The following is a 22,324-nucleotide window of genomic DNA, read 5'->3' on the forward strand; positions in this document are numbered from 1 at the left end:
AGTCTCTCAGAGCCGTGCCACCGACCAACCCGAGCGACCTACGTCACGCGGTCGCTGGCATCGTCTTCGAGTCGGGCGTCGGCGGCGGCCAACCCCTGGGCGTCGGCGACCTCCTCGGCCACCGCCGCCGCGTCCGCCCAGTGCCGCCGCGCCTCGGCCCGGTCGCCCAGCGCGGCACAGGCGTCACCCAGGTAGAGCAGGGTGCGGGCCAGCCCGGCGGTCGGCCGCGTCTCCTCGCGCAGCCGGCGGCTCTCGGCCAGCAGCTCGTACGACGTCCGCGCCTGCCCCGGGGTGCTGCTCAGCAGTGTCGCCCCGGCGTTGAGCAGTGCCGTCGCCCGGCTGGTCGGATCGTTTACCGACTCGTACTCGCGGAGCGCGGCGCGCCACGCCTGGGCGGCGTCCAGGTGCTCGCCGAGCGCCGCGTGCACCAGCACCAGGTTGGTCAGCGCCGCAGCGTACCCGCGCGCGTCGCCCACCGACCGGAACGTGTTGGCCGCCCGCACCAGGTGGTGGTGCGCGGTGTCCGGTTCTCCCCGGGCCAGCTGGGCCGCGCCCAGGCCCAGCTCGGTGAGGGCGTGGCCGGCGCGGTCGGCGCCGGAGCGGTGCCGGCGGGACATCTCCAGGTGCTCGACCGCGTCGTCGAGCTGCCCCAGGTCGAGCAGGGCCAGGCCGAGGTTCATCCGCGCCTGGGCGTTGCCCCGCCGGCCCCGCTCGTTGACCGCGAGGGTGAGAGCGGCGGCCGCCCCCTGGGGGTCGTGCCGGCGTCGGCGCAGCACCCCCAGCTCGTTGTGCGCCCACCCGGCGATCTCCGGGCGGTCGTCGGCGGTCGGGGTGGCCAGCACGGTGCGGCAGACCTGCTCCCACTCGTCGAGCCGCTCGGCGTACGCCAGCCACCCGCACAGCGCCACGGCCAGCCGGAACCACCACCGGCGGACCCGGCGGGGCAGGGTCTCCTTCGCGCCGGCCGGCACCCGCACCACCGCCAGCAGCAGCTCCTGGTGCAGGTCGAACCAGCCGTACGGGTCGTCGTCCAGCGGCAGGGACCACTCCCGGTCCGGTGGGGAGCCGAGCACCGCCAGGTTGGCCGCGTGCCGTTCGGCTCGACGGGCCAGGTGCCGGGTCAGTCGGGCCTGCGCGGCGACCCGGGCCCGGGCCGGATCCGCGTCCCGCAGGTGCAGCCGGGCGCTGCCGGCCAGCAGGGGGCGGATCTCGTACCGGTCGCCGGGCGCGCCGACCACGAACGCCGCGGCGGCCAACCCGTCGAGCAGTGCGGTCACCAGCTCGGGGTGCCGCCCGGCCAGCGCGGCGATGGTGGGCCGGTCCACCGGGGCGGGGACCAGCGACATCAGCCGGTACAGCCGTCGGGCCTGGCGGGGTAGCGCCCGGTACGCGATGTCGCGTTCGGTGACCAGGCGGGCCGCCGGTGAGACGGCGAGCCGCTGGTGCGGTGGCGTCTGCACCGCGCGGCGCAGCGCGTCCAACACGTCGGAGTGCCGCCAGCCGTGTTGGGCCGTGCGGTAACCGAGGGCGCGGACGGTGCGCGGCTGCCGCCCGCACAGGTCGACGACGTCGCGTACCGCCGGGTCGGTGCGCGGGTCGGCGCGACGGACCCGGGCGGCGGGCGCGGCCCCGCCCGCCGTCGCGAACAGCTCCACCGCCTCGGACGTGCCCGGTTCGGCGATCCAGTGCGCGACCACACCCTCCAGACCGACAAGCGCCGGACCGCCGGCGAGGAGCAGACGGCAGGTACGCGCGGTGGGCGGCAACAGTGGCCGGACCTGGTCGGGACGGTCGACGTTGTCCAGCACCAGCAGGATCTTGCGACCGTCGAGCTGGCCGCGCAGCGCGTCGGCGGCGGCGGCGAGCGCGTCCGGCCGGCCGGAGGTCGGCGGGGCGGTGCCCAGGATCCGGGCCAACGCGGTGAGCACCTGCCGGGCCGAGCGGGGTCGGCCCCGCCGCCGCAGGTCCAGATAATATTGCCCGTCGGGGAAGTCCTCCCGGCACTGGTTCGCGGCCTGCACCGCGCACGCGGAGGTGCCCACCGCGCGTCGGCCCAGCACCGCCACCGCGTGCTCGCGCGCCAGCAGACCGACCACCGCGTCGACGTGTTCGCCGCGACCGGTGAACTCGGCCGTGTAGGGCAGGGTGGGGGCCCCGGTGGCCGGTGTGGTGAGCACATCCGTCGGTTCGGGGCCGACCTCGCGGCCGGCGCGGCGGCGGCGCACCTCGTACACCACGTAACCCACGACGCCGCTGGCGGCCAGGACGATGGTCACCGGCCCGAGCACGCTCGCCGCCAGCTCGGAGAGGAGATTGCCGGCCAGGTTGCTGGCCACGTTGGCGAGGATGCTGCCGACCACGCCGCCGATCGCGATCAGCGCCGGCCAGCGCGAGCCACCGCGCGCGCCACCCGGCCCGGTCACCGGACGCCCCCGGAGACCAGCCCGGCGACCAGGTGCCGCCGGGAGAGCACCACGAGCACCACCGGCAGCACCGAGGCGAGCACCGAGCTGGCGGCCAGCGCGCCACTGTTGCTCACGAAGCTGCGGGTCTGCTCGGCCAGGAACGGCCCGAGCGGCGACGCCCCCGGCCCACCGAACAGCCGACCCACCACCAGGTCGTTCCAGACCTGGACGAACTCCAGCACGGAGACCGCCACCACCGCCGACCGGTTGTGCCGGGCCAACCGGCGCAGGGTGTGCCACCACCGGCGCCCACCCAGCCGGGCATCGCGGACCTGCTCGACCGGCAGGTCGGCGAACGCGTTGCGCAGCACCAGCACCGCGAACGGCACGCCCAGCGCGATGTGCACCAGGGCCAGGCCCTGAGCCGTGCCGGAGGAGAGCACCAGGCCCAGCACCTCGTTGACCGGCCCGGCGATGACCTGGATCGGCACGACGCTGGCCGCCAGCAGCAGCAGCCCGGTGGCCTGCGCGGCCGGCCCGGTCAACCAGGCCAACGGGTACGCGGCCAGCAGCGCGACCACCAGCACCGCGGCGGTCACCGCGGTGGCCAGCAGCAGGGTGAAGCCCAGCGTGCGCCACAGCTCCGTGCCGGTGACCAGGTTGCGGTACGACTCGCCGTTCGGCGCGGCGGACCACCAACCGCGCGCGGCGGCGTCCACCCTGCCGTGCGCCGACGTGGCGACCAGCACCGCCAGCGGCACCAGCCAGGCGATCGCGGCACCCGCCGCGAGCAGCCGGAACACCCGCCGGGGCGGGGCGACCGGGGCGGGCTCCGGTGCCGCCTCGACGCGCGGCGGGGGCCATGCCTGCCGGACGAAGAGCGCGGCCACCATGATCCCGCCGATGACCGCCACCAGCCACACCACGCCGAGCGCGGCGCCGTCGCCGGTGGTGGTGCCCCCGGACGTCTGCCAGATCCGCAACGCCAGCACCGACGCCTCGTCGCGGACCGAACCGGGGGTCATCACCAGGATGAGGTCGAACGTGCGGCTGGTGCCGACCGCCACCAACGCGAAGACCACAGCTGTCGTCCGCAGCAGCAGTGGCCGCCACTGCGCGTCCCACAGCACATGGCGGCGCTTACCGCCGTAGGCGCGGACCGCGTCGGCGAGGCTCGGCGGCACCGCGTCCAGTGCGGACCGGAAGACCAGCACCGCCAACCCGACCCAGGCCCAGACGAACGCCGACATCAACGCGACGGTGACCATCCCCGGCCCGAGCAACTGCGGCGCGTCCTCGACCGAACGGCCGGTCAGTCGGGTCGCGATCAGGGTGGCCAGGCCCCGGCTCGGGTCCGGGTCGTACATCAGCCGGAAGGTGACCCCGGTGACGACAAGTGGCAACGCCACCGGCACCAGGAGGATCAACCGGACCAGCCCGCCCTCCTGGGAGCGGCGGGACGCGGCGGCGAGCAGATAACCCAGCGCCGTCACCACCGCCGGCACCAGCAGGGCCCAGAGGACCGTCCGGCCGACCACCGCGCCGGTGCCCGGGGCGGCGAGCGCGGTCCGGAAGTGCGCCGCGCCGACCCAGCGACCGTCGGTGGTGACGCTGGCGTGCATGGTCCGCAGCACCGGCCACAGCACCAGCCCGCCGAGCAGCACCGCGGCCGGCAGCAGCAGGGCCGACGTCGCGCCCGCCGCCGGATACGCCCGGCCCCGCCGGGCTGGACCGACGTCGTCGAGGACCGCCAGCTCACCGAGGACCCGCACCTGGCTCATCGGCCGCCCCCCGCGCTGCGGGCCGCCGCGGCGAGCAGGCCGGTGGCCCGACGGATCGCCTCGCTGGCCCGGACCCCGTCGGTGACGTCGGCGAAGAAGCCCTGCATGATCCGCCAGATGCCGACCCCGTCCGAGCCGGTGAACGCGCCGGGCAACTGGTCGGAGAGGTCGAAACGCAGGGTGCCGGGAGTCCGCATCTCCTCGGCGAGCCCCTGGCCGACGCGGTCCCGGTAGCTGGCGATCGCGACGTTGGTGTTGGGCGAGAGGTAGCCGCCGGCGCGCAGCCACGGCTGGAACGAGTCTGCCCTGGTGAGCCACTCGACCAGCTCGACCCCGCCCCGGGCGTCGGCGAACGCCACGGCCGCGTCCCCGCCGACGATCAGGGGGCCGCCGCCCGGCTCGGCGCCCGGGAACCGGAACGTGACAGGCGCCTCCGGGCCGCGCTGGAACGGGTCGGCGACGTCGGCGGTGAAGTCGGCCCCGACGAGCATCACCGCCCGCTTCGTGTGCACCACCTGGATCACCGACTCCTCGTACTGGGTGAGCAGGGCACGACGGCCGCCGCCGACGAACGCCCCGTTTATGCTCCAGAGCCCGGCAAGCCGGTCCAGCGTGTCGCGCACCGGTCTGCCCTGCCAGTCGGCGTCCGCTCGGGCGAGGGCGCTGTAGCTCTCGGGTGCCACGTCGGCCAGGACGTTCTCGAACCAGTCGGTCAGCACCCAGCCGTCCGCGGCGCCGATGGCCAGGGGTGCCGGCCCGCCGGCGCGCCGGGCGAGCCCGCCGAGCTCCTGGGTACGCCGGACCAGCGCGTCCCAGTTGGCCGGCTGCACGGGCAGCACCGAGGGCAGGTGCCAGACCAGCGACTTGTGCGCCGCCTTGACCCAGACGCCGTAGCGCTGGCCGCTCTCGGCCGTCAGCAGCTCGCCCAGCCCGGCGGGTACGGCGTACTCGGTGGAACCGCGCACCGGGCTCAGCCACCCGCGCTGGGCGTACTCGGTGACCAGGCCGGGGCGCGGCAGGATCGCCACGTCCGGGCTGGTGCCGGCCAGGTGTCGGGCGCGCAGGAACGCGTCGATGTCGTTGCCGGCGCTGACCACCTGCACGGGAGCGGGGTAGCCGGCGACGACCTCGCGGAACCGGTCCAGTTCGCTGGTGCTCCAGACCACCGCGACTTGCACCGACCGCGCCCCGCCGGAGCAGCCGGCGGCCAGGGCGGTGGCGCCCGCGGCGGCGGCGCGCAGCAGCGTACGACGGCTCGTTCGGGCGGCCGGCCTCATCGGGGCGCCTCACTCGGCTCGGTGATCAGCTCGTGCCGCACCGGGATCTCGGCCAGGGTGGCCGGGTCGGCGGTGCAGACCAGCACCGCCACGCCGGGGGCGTCCGGTGGTGAGAGTCGAGGCATCAGGTCACCGAGGCGGCTGTCGCCCGCCGAGCCGGCCGGCAGGTCGACCACCAGCACCTCGGGCAGGCAGGCCGCCGCTCGGGCGAGCGCCACCCGGAACCGCTGGGCGGCGGAGATCTGGTGCGGCAGCAGGGCGAGCGAGAGCGCCAACTCGAGCCGGTCGACCACGGTGGCCGTCCAGTCGTTGGCCACCTCGTGCACCCGTTCGCGTTTGCGCTGGCCGTACTCGATGTTGCGCCGCACGGTGAGCTGCGGCAGCAGCGCGCCGCCGGCGGGCACGTAGCCGATCTGCCGGCGGGGCGGCGGCAGGCCGGTGACGTCCCGGTCGCCGACGAGGACGCGCCCGGTCACCGGCGGGGCGAGCCCGGCCAGCACCCGGGCGACCGCCGTGCCGAAGCGGGGCGGCGCCACCAGGGCGGCGAGCGTGCCGGCGGGAACGTCGAGGGTCACCGGCCCGGTGCCGGGGACGGCGACCAGTGCGCGTAGCCGTAACGTGGCCCTCACCTCCGGTAACCATTGATGACCGTCCCAGGGTGGCACACCGTGCCGACAATCGACGTCCCCCACGCTTCCACTGTGGAGAGGGCGCGGCTGTTCAGGCGGGGGAGTAGAGCGCGGCGAGCCCTGCCGCCGTGGCCGCCAACCGTTCGCGCAACGCCACCGGGGTCAGCACCTCGACGTCGGCGCCGAGGCGCAGCAGGTCGCCGTGGGCGTGGGTGAGCGACTCGATCGGCAGCACCGCGGTCACCCAACCCCGCGCGTCCGGTGGTCCGGCGCTGGTGTCCATCGCTGTCACCACCGGATCGCTGCCGATCTCGCGCAGCCGCTCCCGCCCGCCGGGGGAGAGCCGGACGTGGGCCTCGTCGCGGTGCAGCCGGGCCCGGAACTGCACCACGTGCGCCCGCCACCAGGCCGGCAGGTCGAAGTCGGCGGGCCGGTCGAACTCCTGGGCGAGGGGGGTCAACGCGAGGATCTGGTTGACCCGGTAGGTCGCCGGCGCGCCCCGGCCGGGCTGGTCGGCCACCACATACCAACGGCCGCCCTTGAGCACCAGGCCGTACGGCTCCAGGACCCGGGTCACCTCGCCGTTCCAGCCGCGGTAGCGCACCTCGACGCGGTGCTGTCGCCAGACCGCCTCGGCCGTGCGGGCCAGCTCGGGGGAGGCGTCGCCGTCGGCATACCACCCGGGAGTGTCCAGGTGGAAGCGTTGTCGCAGTTGGGTCGCCCGGTCGCGCAGCGGCGCGGGGAGCGCGGCGTGCAGCTTGAGTTGCAGCGCGGCCACCACGTCGCCGTAGCCCAGTTCGTCGGCGGGGCCCGGCAGCCCGGCGAGGAACAGCCGGTCGGCCTCCTCGGCGGTCAGCCCGGTCAGTCGGGTTCGCCAGCCGTCGACCAGTTGGTAGCCGCCGGCGTGCCCGGCCTCGCCGTAGAGCGGGATGCCGGCGGCGTGCAGTGACTCGACGTCCCGGTAGATGGTGCGGGGGGAGACGGCCAACCGTTCGGCGAGCTGTGTGGCGGTCAACCGCCCGTGCGACTGGAGCAGCATCAGGAGGGAGAGAAGTCGACTGGCTCGCACTTCACTGACACTAGTTGTCAGGGGACCCGTCCTACCGTCCGGACATGGCATTTCGCGACAAGGAACTACGAACGCCCGGGTCGGTGCTGGTGGACGGCCGGCGCCTCAAGCGTTACCACATCGACCAGCCGGAGCGACCCATCGAACCCGAGGTGGAGAAGGCCGCGTACGACCAGCTGCCGCTCCTGTTGGTCGACATCGTCGACGACGGAACCCCGGCCGCCGGGTGGGTGGTGCTGCACCGGGGCGCGGACACCGGCGCCTACCTGCTGGCGTACACCTGGGTGTGGGACAACGCGGTGGAGGTCCGTGTCGCCGCGGCCGGGCAGCCGGCGCTGGACTGCCCGGACGACGACCCGACCCACTTCGTCGAGGTACGTCGACCCGCCGTCGGCTGCGTCTGGGAGCTGGCGGTGCTGGAGCACGAGCGGGCCGCCTGGGTGCGGCACATGCTTGCGCCGGAGGCTCCCGACCTGGCTGGATATCTGAACGACTCGCGAGCGGAAGGGCCGGTGGGCCACTGATGGGCGACTTCGACTTCTTCAAGGGCACCTGGAACGTCGTCAACCGGCGGCTGCGCAAGCGGCTGGTCGGCTCCGACGAGTGGGAGGAGTTCCCGGGGGTGTCGGTGGCGCACGGCTTCTTCACCGGCGGCGGTCACTTCGACGAGATCACGTTCCCGACCAAGGGCTCCGCCGGCGCCACGATCCGGGTCTTCGACCCGGCCCGGCAGGAGTGGTCGATCTACTGGACGAGCAGCGACACCGGTGTGCTGGGACTGCCGCCGATGGTGGGTCGCTTCGTCGACGGGGTCGGCCACTTCTACGCCGACGACCAGCACGAGGGGCGCCCGGTCCGGTGTCGGTTCATCTGGTCCGACATCAGCGCCACCACCGCACGCTGGGAGCAGGCGTTCTCGGTCGACGGCGAGCAGACCTGGGAGACCAACTGGATCATGGAGTTCACCCGGGCGTCCTAGGGTTGTCGTGACAACTTCCGGCCCAACGGGCGTGGTGTTAGGGTCCGACCACCGCCCCGGATGAAGGAACGCGATGGCCTCCGACCACGTCGACGTGCTGATCGTCGGCGCGGGCCTCTCCGGCATCGGCGCCGCCTGCCACCTTCGTCGTGACTGTCCCGACAAGACGTACACGGTGCTGGAGGCACGCGACGCCATCGGCGGCACCTGGGACCTGTTCCGCTACCCGGGCATCCGCTCCGACTCGGACATGTTCACCCTCGGCTACGCGTTCAAGCCGTGGACCGCACCGAAGGCCATCGCCGACGGCACGACCATCCGGGAGTACGTGCGGGAGGCCGCCCGGGAGTACGACGTGCCCCGACACATCCGCTTCCGCCACCGGGTGCTGCGGGCCGAGTGGGACAGCGCCACCGCCCGCTGGACGGTGCACGCCCAGCGCACCGACACCGCCGAAAGTGTGGTGCTGACCTGCTCGTTCCTCTTCGCGTGCGCCGGCTACTACCGCTACGACGAGGGTTACACCCCGACCCTGCCCGGTGTCGACGCGTACGCCGGGCGGCTGGTGCACCCGCAGCACTGGCCCGACGACCTCGACCACAGTGGCAAGCGGGTGGTGGTGATCGGCAGCGGGGCCACCGCGGTCACAGTGGTGCCGGCGCTGGCGCGGCGGGCCGCGCACGTGACAATGCTCCAGCGCTCACCGTCGTACATCGTGGCGATGCCCGCCCGCGACCGGCTGGCCGACGCGTTGCGGCGCCGGCTGCCGGCGCAGGCCGCGTATCCGGTGGTGCGCTGGAAGAACGTGTTGCTGTCCACCGTCAACTTCCAGCTCAGCCGGCGTGCGCCCGGCCTGGTGAGGCGGGTGCTGCGCCGGGCCGCGCGGGGCCGGCTCCCGGTGGGGTACGACGTCGACAGGCACTTCTCGCCCCGCTACGACCCGTGGGACCAGCGCCTCTGCGTGGCACCCGACGGTGACCTGTTCACGGCCGTGCGCGACGGCACCGCGTCGGTGGTCACCGACACCATCGACACCTTCACCGCGCACGGTGTCCGGCTGACCTCCGGCGCGGAGGTGCCCGCCGACATCGTGGTCACCGCCACCGGGCTCAACCTGCTCGCCCTCGGTGGCCTGACGCTGCGCGTGGACGGCGCCGACGTCGACCTGCCGAACACCGTCGCCTACAAGGGCATGATGCTCTCCGGTGTGCCGAACTTCGCGCTGACCGTCGGCTACACCAACGCCTCGTGGACGCTCAAGGCCGACCTGGTCGCCGGCTACGTCTGTCGACTGCTGCGGCACCTGGACCGCACCGGCCAGCAGGTCGTCACCCCGCTCCCGCCGCCCGACTCCGAGCGGGTGCCGCTTATCGACCTGCGCTCCGGCTACGTGCTGCGCGCCGTCGACACGCTGCCCAAGCAGGGTGCGACAGCGCCGTGGCGGCTGCACCAGAACTACGCCCGCGACGTGCTGCTGATGCGGCACGGCCGGCTCACCGACGAGGGTGTGCGGTTCTCGCGCGCCGGCGAGGTGACCTCGCCCGACCGCACCCCGCGTCCCGTCGGGTCCGAGCGTCGGTAACCGCCAGCAGAGGAGCAGGATCGTGCAGAGGTTCGACTTCACCGGCGCGACCGCCGTGGTCACCGGGGCGGCCAGTGGCATCGGCGCGGCGCTGGCCCACGCGTTGGCCCGCCGAGGCAGCGATCTGGTCCTGCTGGACCGCGACGCCGAGCGGCTGGACGCGGTCACCGGCGCGATCCGTGCCGAGCACCCGGATCGTCAGCTCGCCACGTACCTCGTGGACCTCGCCGACCAGACAGCCACCGCCCAGGTGGCCGCGGAGATCGGCCAGCGGCACCCCCGGGTACGCCTACTGATCAACAACGCCGGCGTGGGTCTCGGCGGTCGGTTCGACCAGGTGACGTTCGACGAGTTCAGCTGGGTGATCGACGTCAACTTCCGGGCCGTGGCGCAGCTGACCCACGCGTTGCTGCCCGCCCTCCGGGCCGAGCCGGGCGCGCACCTGGTCAACGTCTCCAGTCTGTTCGGGCTGATCGCGCCGGCCGGGCAGACCGCGTACGCGGCGAGCAAGTTCGCCGTCCGCGGCTTCACCGAGGCGCTGCGCCACGAGCTGGTCGACGACGGGATCGGGGTGACCTCGGTGCACCCCGGGGGCATCCGCACCCGGATCACCGAGAACGCCCGGATCGGCAGTGGCGTCTCCCACGACGAGCACGCGGCCGGTCGGGCGCAGTTCGAGAAGCTGCTGACCATCGCGCCGGAACGGGCCGCCGAGGTGATCCTGCGCGGCGTCGAGCGGCGTCGGGGCCGGGTGCTGATCGGCTGGTCGGCGAAGCTGCCCGACCTGCTGGCCCGGGTGATGCCGGCCTCGTGCAACCGGCTCCTGGTCACCGGCCTGAACCGGGGCGTGGTCCGCCCGGCTCTGCCAGGCCCCGGTGTTCCCGCGCAACGCCCCGCCGCCGACGCCGCCGATGCGGCCCGTGAGGTGGCGTGAGGGCAGCTCAGGCCGGGCCGCTCAGGCCGGGCCGCTCAGGCCGGGCCGCTCAGCGTCGCGCTCGGTCCCAGGTCGCGGCGGCGTAGCAGCACTGTCAACGCCACGAGGACGACCAGCAGCGCCGCCACGGCGTACACCGGGGCCGGACCGAGCGGCGCGAGCAGCGCCAGCAGCGCGACGGCCGGGAACGCGACGATCACCGCGCCGTGCTGCTGCCGACGTACGTGCAGCACCCAGACCGTGAGCAGGAAGACGGCGACCGGAACGGCCACCGCGTACCCGGCGATCCTCTCCGAGATGTGCGCGAGGTGCCGCTCGTGGTCCACCGACACGTTCAGACCCGCGCCGACCGCGGCGACCGCGGCGAAGATCAGGTAGTGGCCATATCCCCAGACCAGCGTGTACGGCATCCGGTCGGGCGCGTCGATGGGCCGGTCGAAGTAGAGCCACCACAGGGCGAACACGATCACGGTGGCCGCCGCCGCCAGCGACCAGAGGTGCCGGTCGCCGGCGTCCACTCCGGTCTGGATGGCCACTGACGTGGCCAGCACCACGTCACCGAGCACGATCAGGGTGAACAGCCCGTACCGCTCGGTGATGTGTCGCGGATGCCAGGGCGTCATGCCCGGCCGCTCGGCCACCGCCGGCACCAGCAGATCGGCCAGGACCAGCAGCAGCAACGCCGCGGTCCCCCAATCCTGCGGCAGGGCCAACCGGAGCAGCCAGCCGAGCTGGACGACGGTGACGCCGATCGCGTACCGCCGGGCCGCCCGACGGTGCGCCGGATCGCCGGCGGCGGCCCGGCACCACTGCACGACGAGCGCGATCCGCATCACCACGTAGCCGTACGTGATGACGCTGAAATCGCCGTCGGTGAACGCCCGTGGCACCCCGGCGGCAATGATCAACGCCCCGGCGATCTGCACCAGGGTGGTGATCCGGTAGAGGTCGTCGTCGGTGTCGTAGGCCGAGGCGAACCAGGTGAAGTTCATCCACGACCACCAGATCGCGAAGAACACCATCAGGTACCTGCTCAGCGCGTGACCGAGGTGACCCTCGGAGACGTCGTGGTGCAGGTTGCCGGCGGCCTGCGCCACGGCCACCACGAAGCACAGGTCGAAGAAGAGTTCCAGCGGCGTGGCCGCGCGGTGCGGCTCGTCGCGACGACGTGGCCGCATCGGCCGGTAGAACGGCCGCACCGACCGAGGCTGGGTCACCGCAGATCCTCCGGCGCCCGCCGGTCAGCCGCGCCGACGGCCGTGCGTGAGCCCCTCCAGCACCAGGGTCAGGCCCGCCCCCACCAGCCAGACATCCTTCGCGAGCCCCGCGCCCTGCTGGGTCGGGCGGATGCTGCCGGGTTCGCGCATCCCCGGCGTCTTCAGGTACAGCTGCGCCAGGCCCGCGCCGAACGCGGTCAGGCCGAGCCCGACCAGGGGCGCCGGGACGAACGGTGCGATCAGCGCGGCCCCCAGGGCGATCTCCGAGTACGCCAGCAGCTTGGCGAAGCGCGCCGGCTCCAACTGGCCGAGCTGGGGCATGGCGGCGACCGCCATCCCGTGCAAGCCCTCCGCGGCGGTGCCCTCCAGGGTGCGCTTGCCCAGACCCGAGTTGAGGAAGTACGCGCCGATGCTGACCCGCAGCGGCAGGTGCGCGAATTTCATTGTCACTCCCGTTGGCCGTGGTCGAATGCGGCCCGCGTACCCCGGACCGCCCGCGATAACCGCCGGGCCGGCTGGGCTGGCCGTGGTGGTCGCGGTAGGTTCGCCGGGGGGTCCACCGCCGGGCCCGTGGCACACCCGCCCACCCCGGCGCCCGGCCCTGCCGCAGACCACCAGCAGGAGGCGAAGTGAGCCAGGAAGTCCGGGGAGTCATCTCCCGCAGCAAGGGCGCGCCGGTCGAGGTCACCACCATCGTGGTGCCCGATCCGGGGCCCGGTGAGGCGATCGTCCGGATTCAGTCGTGCGGTGTCTGCCACACCGACCTGCACTACCGCGAGGGTGGCATCAACGACGAGTACCCGTTCCTGCTCGGTCACGAGGCGGCCGGCATCGTGGAGCAGGTCGGCGAGGGCGTCACTGATGTCGCCCCGGGCGATTTCGTGGTGCTCAACTGGCGGGCGGTCTGCGGAGTCTGCCGCGCCTGCCGCCGGGGTCGGCCCTGGTACTGCTTCAACACCCACAACGCCACCCAGCGGATGACCCTCACCGACGGCACCGAACTCGCCCCGGCGCTGGGCATCGGGGCGTTCGCCGAGAAGACCCTGGTGCACGCCGGGCAGTGCACGAAGGTGGACCCGGCGGCCCGTCCCGCCGCCGTGGGTCTGCTCGGGTGTGGGGTGATGGCCGGGCTGGGCGCGGCGATGAACACCGGCAACGTCACCCGGGGCGACTCGGTCGCGGTGATCGGCTGCGGCGGCGTCGGGGACGCGGCGGTCGCCGGCGCGGCTCTCGCCGGCGCCACCACGATCGTCGCCGTGGACACCGACAGCCGCAAGCTCGAGTGGGCCCGCAAGTTCGGCGCCACGCACACCGTGAACGCGTCCGAGACCGACCCGGTCGAGGCGATCCGTGCCGCCACCGGTGGCTTCGGCGCGGACGTGGTGATCGACGCGGTGGGCCGACCGGAGACGTGGAAGCAGGCGTTCTACGCCCGCGACCTGGCCGGCACCGTGGTGCTGGTCGGCGTACCGACCCCGCAGATGCAGATCGAGCTGCCGCTGCTCGACGTCTTCGGGCGCGGGGGCGCCCTCAAGTCCAGTTGGTACGGCGACTGCCTGCCCAGCCGGGACTTCCCGATGCTCACCGAGCTGTACCTGCAGGGCCGGCTCGACCTCGACGCGTTCGTCACCGAGGAGATCGCGCTCGACCAGGTCGAGAACGCCTTCGAGCGGATGCACCACGGCGACGTGCTCCGCTCGGTGGTGGTGTTCCCGTGACCGCCCGCGTCGACCGCGCGGTCACCTCGGGCACGTTCTCCCTGGACGGGCAGACGTTCGACGTGGACAACAACGTCTGGGTGATCGGTGACGACCACGAGTGCGTCATCCTGGACGCGCCGCACGACGTGGCGGCGATCCTCGCCCTGGTGGGCGACCGGCAGGTCCGGGCGATCCTGGCCACCCACGCCCACGACGACCACGTCCGGGTGGCGCCCGAGCTGGCCGAGGCCACCGGCGCGCCGGTGCTGCTGCACGCCGAGGACCGGGTCCTCTGGGACATGGTCCACCCGCACCTGCCCCCGCACGGCGAGCTGCACGACGGGCAGAGCATCGAGGTGGGCGGCACCACGCTCTGGGTGCTGCACACCCCCGGGCACAGCCCCGGCGCGTGCAGCTTCCACGCGCCGGAGCTGGGCGCGGTGTTCACCGGCGACACGCTCTTCGCCGGTGGCCCGGGCGCGACGGGCCGCTCGTACAGCGACTTCGACACCATCGTCGGGTCGATCCGCACCCGCCTGCTGACCCTCCCGGCGGAGACGGTCGTGCACACCGGCCACGGCGACGACACGACGATCGGTGCGGAGGCGCCGCACCTGCAGGAGTGGCTGGCCCGCGGCCACTGAGCCCGCGGGCGTCTTCAGTTCGGGACCGTCCCAGGATCGGCTTCGCTCCCTCCTGGACGGTCCGACCGACCCCCCCCCGCCGCGACGCTAGGATCCGCTCATGGCCGCCGACTCGCCCGTCCCCGTCGTCCGTCAGCTGCGCCTCGTGGTGGAGGCCGCCGACCACGAGGCCGCCGTCGCGTTCTTCCGTGACGCGCTGGGCCTGCCGGAGGAGGCGGCGTTCAGCGGGGAGGGGGATGCGCGAGTGGTGATCCTGGACGCCGGCCGCGCCACCCTGGAGATCGCCAACCCCGCGCAGAAACGCCTGATCGACGAGGTCGAGGTGGGTCGGCAGGTCGCACCGCGCATCCGGGTCGCCTTCGAGGTGGACGACGCGGAGGCGACGACGGCCCGACTGGTGGCCGCCGGGGCGAGCGAGATCGCGCCGCCGACGCGTACGCCGTGGCAGTCGCTCAACTCCCGCCTCGACGCCCCCGCCGACCTGCACATCACCATCTTCCAGGAACTCGTCACTCCGGACGAGGGTGTCGGGACGCGGGATGAGCAGCCCGAAGGTGACGGCGACAACTGAGCCAGGCGGCGGGTGGACCGGTGCCCGACCTGACCCTCCGTGCTGGCCTAAACGCCCACTCACGGTAGCGACAAACTGCTAGCCACCTGCCTCCCCATCACCCTTCCGTGGCCCTTTGCTCTGCTTACCTATACGCACCACGTCCCGTGAGCTGCGAATGGACCCTTTCCGCCAGCCACGGAGGTTTCCCACCGTGGTCACGGAAAGTGGCCGGTGCGTATAAGTAAGCAGAGCAAAGGCTGGCGTTCGGACATTGCCCCCGGGCTCCGAAAACACCCACCGTCACCGCTGTCTGACCTGATGTCGAACGAGCCCTCACGTCCGACTCTGCGCCGTGACCGGGACCGCACCGGCCGACGCGCGGGGCATTTCCGGAATGCCCGACAGGTGAACCCGGTTGTGTCCCCCGTACCGCCGGAGCCCAAACCCTTTCCGCGGTCATCTCCCGAGGAGCGTTCACCCCGGAGCGTTCCGCACGATCGAAAGGGCAACCATCGTGAAGCTCGACTTCACTCGATGGCTCCCCGCCATCGCTAAGGACTCGTACCGCAAGACCGCGCTGAGCGTGGCGGGTGTGGCCGCCCTCGGCGGTTTGGCGCTCGCGCCGACCGCAGCCGCCGCCCCGGTCACCGCCGGACCGCACCAGGGCGCCGTCGCCGCCATCGACCTCGCCACCGGCAAGGCCGCGACCTCGGCACACCAGGATGAGCAGCCAGTCGAGTCGGGCCTGACCACCGGCTCCGCCACCGGTAAGCCGCCGGCGGGCAAGCCGAGCCGTTCCCAGCTGATCCCGCACGGCATCGAGGGCGCGCAGTCGCGCGTACCCCTCGACGACGCGCAGCTTGCCAACGCCCGGGCCATCGTCGACGCCGCCAAGAAGACAGGCGTCGGTGACCGGGGCGCGGTGATCGGCGTCGCCACCTCGCTACAGGAGTCGAAGCTGTACAACCTCGGCCACCTCGGCGCGTACAACGACCACGACTCGCAGGGCCTGTTCCAGCAGCGTCCGTCGTCCGGTTGGGGCACGCCCGACCAGATCACCGACCCGGAGTACGCCGCCACGGCGTTCTTCACCGCACTCAAGAACGTCGGCGGCTGGCAGGACCTGCCGCTGACCGCCGCCGCGCAGACCGTACAGGTCTCCGCCTTCCCGTACGCGTACGCGCAGTGGGAGGAGCAGGCGGCGGACGTCGTCCAGCAGATCTGGTGACACAGGCACACGAAACCGGCCGGCTCCCTTCGACGGGAGCCGGCCGGTTTTTCGTGTTCCGCGTTCCTCAGCAGGCCGGGTAGAGGCGGCGGGTGCCGACCCCGGCCGCGTACGCGTCCCGGTCACTGAACCGGCAGCCGTAGTCGGGTCGGGCCACCACCGCCGGATCGGTCACGGTGTCGCCGGCCGGGCGCTTCCCGGCGCGTACCCAGGACACCAGGTCGTCCCAGGCGGCGCCGGCCTCCGCCGGGGTGAACTCGCAGTGCTGCGTGGCGCGGATCGCCCGCTGCACCACCAGCTTGGTGCGACCGTTCCGCGCGACGTCGGTGGCGTACGCCTGCTCCATGCTGAACGGTACGAACAGGTCGCCGAGACCGTGCAGGCTGAGCACCGGCGCCGTTGGGCGGCCGGCGATCCGCGGCACCTCGGTCAGCGTCGGCAGGAGCCGCTGCCACACGTTCTCCGGGGCGACACGCTGCACCGTCGCGTTGACGTTGACCGGGCTGTTCGGGGTGTAGCGGGTGAGCAGGTTGGTGGAGAGCTGGCCGGGCCGCTGCGCGGGGGAGTCCCCACCACTGGTCACCATGATCGAGAAGAGGAAGTCCTTCCAGACCGCGAACGCGGCGTCCGTCCCCGGACGGGGCCCGCCGGAACGGTTCACCGTGATCGCCCGCAGCTGCTTGCCCCGGTCCGTGGTGGTGTCCTGCCCGGTGGGGGTCAGCCCGGCCAGGCCGAGCGCCACCTGGATGCGGGGCACCGCGTTGGTCAGATAGTCAGCCGGCGTGGGATAGGCCGGCACCCCGGCGAGCGCCTGCGCGACAAGGTTGTAGTCCAGGTAGAAGTCGAGCAGCGTCTGATCGCCGAGCACCCCGCACATCGGCAACGCGCCGTCGTAGAAGCCGGGGTACTGCTCCAGCGAACGGCCGATGACGTACCCACCCATCGACACGCCGGCGACGTAGGTGTGCTGCGGCCGACGGACCGTGCGCCCGAAGTGGTCAGCGAGATCCTTCGTCCCCAGCACCCCGGAGCGGATGTCGAAGCCGTTACGGTCGTACGAGGACGATGCCCACGCGTACCCCTGCCCCAGCAGACGCTCGCGCAGCCCGAACGCCGGCGGTTCCGGCGAGAGCACCGTGCCCTGGCCGCGGTAGCCGTGCGCCCACAACACCAGGTCGCCGTTCCACCGGGCGGGGACCTCGATGATGTACCCGGCGTGGCGGTGCACGCCCTGGCGTACCGTCGTCGGCTTGCCGCCCACGACCAGCGGGGCCACCGGCGGATTCTCGATGGTGTAGCCGGGCAGCGGCTCGCCGCCCCGCGCGTCGCGACCGGTGGCGCCGGCCGGCGCGGCACCGGCCAGCCCGACCGCGAGGGTCAGCGTCGCCGTGGCGGCCAGCAGCCGGCGAAGGCTACGAACGGGTGTGGACAGCATCGACGCTCCCGATCGGACGGTTGTCGCCCGGGGGCGACCAGCGGGACGGTTGCCTACCGGCCGGTAGCGTCCTGAACCTAGAACCGCCGTCGACAGGTGTCAATGGGTACGCTGATCGGTCGGTCAACACGACGGTCATGCCGTACCCGGTCGTTCGGGTCGGCGGGCCGATCGGGTTGACTGGTCGTCGTGAACGAGTCGATCTGGGAGGCGGCCCGCGCGTCGCGCAGCTGGCTGGACGCGGCGAACGGCACCGGGCAGACCGAACTGACCTGTCGCATCCTCAAGCTGACGGAGGAAGCGGGGGAGGCGTCGGCCGCCTGGATCGGTGTGCTCGGGCAGAATCCACGCAAGGGTGTCACCCACACCCGCGAGGACGTCGCGGCGGAGTTGGCCGACGTCGCCTTCACCGCGCTGGTGGCCATCGAAAGCCTGGGGCTGGACGCGCAAACCGCCCTGGACACCTGCGCCGCAAAGGTGCGCACCCGCCTGACAAGCCAGGAACGCCCCTAGCCTCCGGTCGCCGCCGTCCGACTGTCCGCCAGTCGCCATGCCGGCCGCTGGGTGAACTTTGCCGGGATTGGTCGAGTCTCGGCGTTGCGCGTGGAATTCTGTCCGTGTTTGGGTGCTTTTGCATAGTGATCGGTCGCACCCGTGGGCCGGAATCATGGCCGGGCCGGGGTCGTTGAATACCCTGACGATCGCAGCACCACCGACCCGCCAGGTGGCCCCCCGGAATGACCCCGGCCCCCCGGTCGTTACACATGGATCCGGCGCCACGAGCCCCCGCTCGCAGGTCGCCGACCCGAAGACTTTCCCCTTGTTTGTGCAGCGCCGGACGAGGTGCTCACACCCTGCCGCCGTCCCCTTTGGCGGTCGGGGTGTCCTACCCCCGAAGGAGCTACCCCCATGAACACGATCATGCGTAAGAGCATGCTGTCCGTTGCTGGTCTCGCGTTCGCCGGTGGTGTCTTCGCCGGCCCGATCGCGCACGTAACCAACCCGGTCGACAGCAAGCCGGTCGCGGTTGCGGTCCAGGCCGACAAGCCCGACACGAGCAAGCTGATCCCGCACGGCACCCAGGGCGACCAGTCCCGGATCACCCTGAACGACGAGCAGACCGCGAACGTCAAGGCCATCATCGCCGCCACGAAGAAGGCGGGCCTGCCTGAGCGGGCCGCGGTCATCTCGATCGCGACGAGCCTGCAGGAGTCGAAGCTGGAGAACCTGGGTCACCTCGGCGACATGAACGACCACGACTCGCTGGGCCTGTTCCAGCAGCGCCCGTCCAGCGGTTGGGGTACGCCGGAGCAGATCACCGACCCTGAGTACTCCACGACCGCGTTCCTGAAGGGTCTGAAGCAGGTCGACGGTTGGCAGGACATGCCGCTGACCGACGCTGCGCAGACGGTGCAGGTCTCGGCTTACCCGGACGCGTACGCCCAGTGGGAGCAGCAGGCCGCCGACCTGGTCGGCCAGTACTGGAACAGCTGACCCGCGTCACCGCACCACAGCAGGACACCGACCGCTGGCCGGCACCCGCAAGCCCGGGGTGCCGGCCAGCGGCCTTTCTGCTCTCGCCGGGCGGACGACGTCGTTTGGTCGACCGTTATCCGTAGATCTTGGACACTTTCCGTTCCGCGCTAACGGAAAGTGTCCAAGATTCACGTTGGCGAACGTGGCGAACGTGGCGGCGTGACGTGATCGGCGGCGGGTGATCCGATCGGCTGGCGGGTACGTACCCCTGGACGGGGACCGGCGGAGGGATAGAGGCATGGCCGCAGTGGGGTACGGCGCGGATCGCGGACCGGAATCAGAGCCGGAACCCTCCGGCGAGGCCACACCACGGCGGTGGTCCAGCGGTGCTCGCCTGCTGGTGGCTGCCGCCGCCGTCGTGCTGCTCCTGGGTGCGGCAGCGGTGGGCGTGATCATTGTCGATCCCGACCGTCTCGGCATGACCTACTCCGGCCAACCCGACGGCACCCGCCCCGACGGCACCCGCCCCGACGGCACCCGCCCCGACGGCACCCGCCCCGACGGCACCCGCCCCGGTGACGGCGGCCGTCCGGGAGGCATCGCTGACCCGGACGCCGGTGGGGACCGCCGCGGCGGTGCGGGTGCCGCGGACGAGCAACTGTTGACAGCTCCGCTGGCAGGTCGGCAGAACGGCACATTCGTGCTCGCGGATGGGCTGTCCTCGTTCGAGCTGCGGGTGGCCGAGTTGGGCGACGACCTGTACCGGATCAGTACCCCGGCCGGCTCGGGTGTGGCCGGCCGAGCGGCGGTGCAGGGGGAGACCGTGCGGCTTGACCTCGTGGAGTCCGGGACGCGCGGGCCGCGGGCCGTGCGGGTGTTGCTCAACGAGCGGGTCGCCTGGCGTCTCCACCTCGTTGGCGGGGTGAGCAGTCAGGTGTTGGACCTGACCCGGGCCCGGCTGCTGGGGGTGGAACTGGCCGGCGGCTCCAGCCGCACCGAGATTCTCCTGCCACCGATCACCGCCGCCGGCTCCGGCAACCCCGCCGGTTCCCACTCGGACCAGCCCGCCAGCATGCTGACCGTACGACTCACCGGTGGGACCAGCCAGCTCGACGTCCGGGTTCCCGGGGAGACTCCGGTCCGGGTTCGGGTGGAAGCCGGGGCCGGCTCGGTGGTGGTACGCGAGGACCGCTGGGATGGGGTGGCCGCGGGCTCGGTGCTGGGTACGCCGGGTTGGGACCGGTCGGCGGCACGCCTGTACCTGGACCTGGTCGCCGGCGCCAACAGCGTGGTCGTGTCCTCCAGCAACCGGTGAACCCACGCCGGGTCAGCCCCGACCCGGTCAGCCCCACGCCGGGTCAGCCCCACACCGAACCCTGCCCGCCCTGGTTCGAAGCGCCGCGGTCGTGGGTGGGCGTGCGCGTACAGTCGGGCGGTGGAGCGTACTGAATCGATGCTGGCGCAGACCCGACCGCCTGGCGTGGCCGACGTCGATCCCGGCAGTGTGTTGTTGCCCGGCCACGACGTGCCGTTGGGTCGCTACACCACGGTGCGGCGGTTGCTTCCGCAGCGCGCGCGTCGGATGGTCGGCGCGTGGTGTTTCGTGGATCATTTCGGCCCGGACGATGTGGCACAGCGGCCCGGTATGGAGGTGCCGCCGCACCCGCACACCGGGCTGCAGACGGTGACGTGGCTGCTCGACGGTGAGATCCTGCACCGGGACAGCCTCGGCAACGTGCAGCCGATCGTGCCCGGCCAGCTGAACGTGATGACGTCCGGGAACGGCATCGCCCACTCGGAGCGTTCGCCGGCCACCCACCCTCCGGTGATGCACGGTGTGCAGCTCTGGGTGGCGCTGCCGGACCCGGCGCGGGCCGGAGCGGCGGATTTCGCGCACCACGCCGACCTGCCGCGCTGGCGGGACGGCGATCTGGACGTCACAGTGCTGGTCGGCGAGTTCGCCGGGGAGCGGTCACCGGCGGTGGTGCACACCCCGCTGGTGGGGGTGCAGCTGGAGCTGCGCGGCGAGGCGCCGTCGACGATGTCGTTGCGGCCGGATTTCGAGTACGCGGTGCTGGCGATGTCCGGGTCCGCGGAGGCGGCCGGGGTCGGCTTCGAGCCGGGGGCGCTGCTGTATCTGGGCTCGGGCCGCCGGGAGCTGACCGTGCGGGGCGGCGCTGGGGCCCGGTTGTTGCTGCTGGGCGGTACGCCGTTCGAGGAGCCGTTGGTGATGTGGTGGAACTTCGTCGGCCGGTCGCACGAGGAGGTCGCCGCCGCCCGGGAGGACTGGATGGCCGGCGACGGACGCTTCGGTGTGGTCGCCGACGATGCGGCGCCGCCGCTGCCGGCGCCCGTCCTGCCCACGACCCGCCTGAAGGCCCGGGACCGCACCGGCGGCCTGCACGGCTGAGCACACCGGGGCACCCAGCCGTGACGTGCTCTGGCCCACACTTCCCCAAATTCTGACCAAACGGAGGATGTTCTGCCGTATGGTTGGACCCGGCAGTGCTGGCCGCTCGGTTCGAGCGCACCTCCACCGCCTGGTGACCCGCGACCGGTTCGGATGCGGTTCACCGCCTGGGCAGGCTTGCGTGGCGCCCTGGGTCGCGGTTCGTGACCAGGGGGCGCCCGCCTGTCCCGGCCCTTCGATCGGCCCCGCCCCGTGTCGCACTCCGGGGACCGCGCGGCCGAAAGGGATACAAAGCCGGCACCCTCAGCGGGCCAGGCCCGCCAGCAGGTTCACGGTGACGGCGATGATGAACGCGCCGAACAGGTACGACACCATCGAGTGGCGCAGCACCGTACGACGCATCTCGTTGCTGGTCAGGTTGGTGTCGGAGATCTGGAACGTCGTGCCGATGGTGAACGCCACGTACGCGAAGTCGGAGTAGCGCGGCGGTTCGGGCTGGTTGAAGTTCACCCCGCCGTCGGGGCCCGTGTAGTAGATCCGGGCGTACCGGGCGGCGAACAGGGTGTGCACCACGAACCAGGAGAGCACCACACTGAGCACGCCCAGGCCGCTGTGCAGTTCCCGGGCCGTCCCGGGGGGCGCGCTCTGCGCGCCGGCCACGACCAACCCCACGGCCAGCAGGCTGGCCAGGCAGGCGACGAGCAGCAGAGCGTCCCGGATCGCCCGGTTCGGGTCCTCGTGGACGGCCAGTTGGGCGGTCCGCTCGGCGTCCATCGGCCAGATTTTGTGCCAGACCAGCACGAGCCAGCTCAGCGCGCCCACGTCCCAGCCGGCCAGCGCGGCGAGCGGCAGTGGCAGCAGCAGCGCGAAGGCGCAGCCGGAAATGACGCCGACCACCGCCACCACGGCGAGCTGCTTCGCAGCAGCCGGGAAACGCACGTCCGCTGGCCGGTCGGGGCCGGTCTGGGTCATTCGGGACGCTCCCGGGTCGGGGTGGTGGGCGTC

At 72.7% G+C, this 22,324-nt stretch carries 21 protein-coding genes; 12 read left to right on the top strand and 9 right to left on the bottom strand.

All coding sequences use genetic code 11. The features are described 5' to 3' along the window. Positions 1-38: 38 nt before the first annotated feature. From KBX71_RS14745 to KBX71_RS14765, 5 genes are all read right to left on the bottom strand, one after another. Positions 39-2,423, bottom strand: a complete 2,385-nt coding sequence (locus KBX71_RS14745; protein WP_210818449.1) for a tetratricopeptide repeat protein — start codon at positions 2,421-2,423, stop codon at positions 39-41. Next, the gene (locus tag KBX71_RS14750; protein ID WP_210818450.1) at positions 2,420-4,186 is read right to left on the bottom strand and encodes an ABC transporter permease subunit; all 1,767 of its coding nucleotides are present in this window, start codon (positions 4,184-4,186) and stop codon (positions 2,420-2,422) included. Before KBX71_RS14750 ends, KBX71_RS14745 begins: the two co-directional genes overlap by 4 nt. Then, positions 4,183-5,463, bottom strand: coding sequence for an extracellular solute-binding protein (locus KBX71_RS14755; protein ID WP_210818451.1), 1,281 nt, complete (start codon positions 5,461-5,463; stop codon positions 4,183-4,185). The genes KBX71_RS14750 and KBX71_RS14755 overlap by 4 nt, the downstream gene beginning before the upstream one ends. Beyond that, positions 5,460-6,092 carry an ATP-binding cassette domain-containing protein gene (locus KBX71_RS14760; RefSeq protein ID WP_196926930.1) on the bottom strand — a complete coding sequence of 211 codons (633 nt, stop codon included), beginning with the start codon at positions 6,090-6,092 and terminating at the stop codon, positions 5,460-5,462. The genes KBX71_RS14755 and KBX71_RS14760 overlap by 4 nt, the downstream gene beginning before the upstream one ends. Before the next feature lie 91 nt (positions 6,093-6,183). Continuing rightward, the gene (locus KBX71_RS14765; protein WP_210818452.1) at positions 6,184-7,161 is read right to left on the bottom strand and encodes a YafY family protein; all 978 of its coding nucleotides are present in this window, start codon (positions 7,159-7,161) and stop codon (positions 6,184-6,186) included. Between the two features lie 44 nt (positions 7,162-7,205). Between KBX71_RS14765 and KBX71_RS14770 the strand changes: the two genes are divergently transcribed. From KBX71_RS14770 to KBX71_RS14785, 4 genes are all read left to right on the top strand, one after another. Further along, complete coding sequence (locus tag KBX71_RS14770) at positions 7,206-7,685, top strand: hypothetical protein (RefSeq protein ID WP_210818453.1); 480 nt, start codon at positions 7,206-7,208, stop codon at positions 7,683-7,685. Continuing rightward, entirely contained in the window at positions 7,685-8,140 is a 456-nt protein-coding gene (locus tag KBX71_RS14775) for a hypothetical protein (protein WP_210818454.1), read from the top strand. Before KBX71_RS14770 ends, KBX71_RS14775 begins: the two co-directional genes overlap by 1 nt. Positions 8,141-8,213: 73 nt before the next feature. Further along, on the top strand, positions 8,214-9,722 hold the full coding sequence (locus KBX71_RS14780) for an NAD(P)/FAD-dependent oxidoreductase (protein WP_210818455.1): 1,509 nt from the start codon (positions 8,214-8,216) through the stop codon (positions 9,720-9,722). 22 nt (positions 9,723-9,744) lie between these two features. Further along, complete coding sequence (locus KBX71_RS14785; RefSeq protein WP_210818456.1) at positions 9,745-10,656, top strand: SDR family oxidoreductase; 912 nt, start codon at positions 9,745-9,747, stop codon at positions 10,654-10,656. A gap of 35 nt (positions 10,657-10,691) precedes the next feature. Here the strand turns inward: KBX71_RS14785 and KBX71_RS14790 are convergent, their stop codons facing one another. Together KBX71_RS14790 and KBX71_RS14795 are read right to left on the bottom strand one after the other, a co-directional pair. Beyond that, on the bottom strand, positions 10,692-11,873 hold the full coding sequence (locus KBX71_RS14790) for a low temperature requirement protein A (RefSeq protein ID WP_210818457.1): 1,182 nt from the start codon (positions 11,871-11,873) through the stop codon (positions 10,692-10,694). Between the two features lie 24 nt (positions 11,874-11,897). Further along, positions 11,898-12,317, bottom strand: a complete 420-nt coding sequence (locus KBX71_RS14795) for a DoxX family membrane protein (RefSeq protein WP_124822560.1) — start codon at positions 12,315-12,317, stop codon at positions 11,898-11,900. 185 nt (positions 12,318-12,502) lie between these two features. Between KBX71_RS14795 and KBX71_RS14800 the strand changes: the two genes are divergently transcribed. The 4 genes from KBX71_RS14800 to KBX71_RS14815 all read left to right on the top strand — a co-directional run bounded on the left by KBX71_RS14800 (position 12,503) and on the right by KBX71_RS14815 (position 15,998). After that, positions 12,503-13,591, top strand: a complete 1,089-nt coding sequence (locus tag KBX71_RS14800) for an S-(hydroxymethyl)mycothiol dehydrogenase (protein ID WP_210818458.1) — start codon at positions 12,503-12,505, stop codon at positions 13,589-13,591. After that, the gene (locus KBX71_RS14805) at positions 13,588-14,217 is read left to right on the top strand and encodes an MBL fold metallo-hydrolase (RefSeq protein ID WP_124822558.1); all 630 of its coding nucleotides are present in this window, start codon (positions 13,588-13,590) and stop codon (positions 14,215-14,217) included. Before KBX71_RS14800 ends, KBX71_RS14805 begins: the two co-directional genes overlap by 4 nt. Positions 14,218-14,317: 100 nt before the next feature. After that, complete coding sequence (locus KBX71_RS14810; protein WP_210818459.1) at positions 14,318-14,788, top strand: VOC family protein; 471 nt, start codon at positions 14,318-14,320, stop codon at positions 14,786-14,788. Positions 14,789-15,284: 496 nt separating this feature from the next. After that, positions 15,285-15,998: a hypothetical protein gene (locus tag KBX71_RS14815; protein ID WP_210818460.1), complete on the top strand. Its 714-nt coding sequence runs from the start codon at positions 15,285-15,287 to the stop codon at positions 15,996-15,998. A gap of 67 nt (positions 15,999-16,065) precedes the next feature. On the opposite strand, the gene KBX71_RS14820 is transcribed toward KBX71_RS14815, so the two are convergent. Beyond that, entirely contained in the window at positions 16,066-17,433 is a 1,368-nt protein-coding gene (locus tag KBX71_RS14820) for a hypothetical protein (RefSeq protein ID WP_210818461.1), read from the bottom strand. A 189-nt stretch (positions 17,434-17,622) separates the two neighbouring features. Here KBX71_RS14820 and KBX71_RS14825 point away from each other — a divergent pair, with 189 nt between their 5' ends. The 4 genes from KBX71_RS14825 (at position 17,623) to KBX71_RS14840 (ending at position 21,319) form a co-directional block, all read left to right on the top strand. Continuing rightward, positions 17,623-17,946: a MazG-like family protein gene (locus KBX71_RS14825; protein ID WP_210818462.1), complete on the top strand. Its 324-nt coding sequence runs from the start codon at positions 17,623-17,625 to the stop codon at positions 17,944-17,946. Positions 17,947-18,342: 396 nt separating this feature from the next. After that, positions 18,343-18,927 (top strand): hypothetical protein, encoded by a 585-nt coding sequence (locus tag KBX71_RS14830; RefSeq protein ID WP_210818463.1) that lies wholly within the window; start codon positions 18,343-18,345, stop codon positions 18,925-18,927. Between the two features lie 280 nt (positions 18,928-19,207). After that, on the top strand, positions 19,208-20,224 hold the full coding sequence (locus KBX71_RS14835; protein WP_210818464.1) for a hypothetical protein: 1,017 nt from the start codon (positions 19,208-19,210) through the stop codon (positions 20,222-20,224). Between the two features lie 120 nt (positions 20,225-20,344). Next, positions 20,345-21,319 carry a pirin family protein gene (locus tag KBX71_RS14840; protein WP_210818465.1) on the top strand — a complete coding sequence of 325 codons (975 nt, stop codon included), beginning with the start codon at positions 20,345-20,347 and terminating at the stop codon, positions 21,317-21,319. Between the two features lie 303 nt (positions 21,320-21,622). Here the strand turns inward: KBX71_RS14840 and KBX71_RS14845 are convergent, their stop codons facing one another. After that, positions 21,623-22,291, bottom strand: coding sequence for a DUF1345 domain-containing protein (locus KBX71_RS14845; protein WP_210818466.1), 669 nt, complete (start codon positions 22,289-22,291; stop codon positions 21,623-21,625). Positions 22,292-22,324: the final 33 nt, after the last annotated feature.

Origin of the sequence: Micromonospora sp. D93, from assembly GCF_018070365.1 — a bacterium.
Classification (GTDB): domain Bacteria; phylum Actinomycetota; class Actinomycetes; order Mycobacteriales; family Micromonosporaceae; genus Micromonospora; species Micromonospora ureilytica.

Coding starts and splice junctions, on each gene's coding strand:
- KBX71_RS14750 (WP_210818450.1), bottom strand. CDS start 4,186: ATGAGCCAGGTGCGGGTCCTCGGTGAGCTGGCGGTCCTCGACGACGTC.
- KBX71_RS14755 (WP_210818451.1), bottom strand. CDS start 5,463: ATGAGGCCGGCCGCCCGAACGAGCCGTCGTACGCTGCTGCGCGCCGCC.
- KBX71_RS14770 (WP_210818453.1), top strand. CDS start 7,206: ATGGCATTTCGCGACAAGGAACTACGAACGCCCGGGTCGGTGCTGGTG.
- KBX71_RS14775 (WP_210818454.1), top strand. CDS start 7,685: ATGGGCGACTTCGACTTCTTCAAGGGCACCTGGAACGTCGTCAACCGG.
- KBX71_RS14780 (WP_210818455.1), top strand. CDS start 8,214: ATGGCCTCCGACCACGTCGACGTGCTGATCGTCGGCGCGGGCCTCTCC.
- KBX71_RS14795 (WP_124822560.1), bottom strand. CDS start 12,317: ATGAAATTCGCGCACCTGCCGCTGCGGGTCAGCATCGGCGCGTACTTC.
- KBX71_RS14810 (WP_210818459.1), top strand. CDS start 14,318: ATGGCCGCCGACTCGCCCGTCCCCGTCGTCCGTCAGCTGCGCCTCGTG.
- KBX71_RS14820 (WP_210818461.1), bottom strand. CDS start 17,433: ATGCTGTCCACACCCGTTCGTAGCCTTCGCCGGCTGCTGGCCGCCACG.
- KBX71_RS14830 (WP_210818463.1), top strand. CDS start 18,343: ATGAACACGATCATGCGTAAGAGCATGCTGTCCGTTGCTGGTCTCGCG.
- KBX71_RS14835 (WP_210818464.1), top strand. CDS start 19,208: ATGGCCGCAGTGGGGTACGGCGCGGATCGCGGACCGGAATCAGAGCCG.
- KBX71_RS14845 (WP_210818466.1), bottom strand. CDS start 22,291: ATGACCCAGACCGGCCCCGACCGGCCAGCGGACGTGCGTTTCCCGGCT.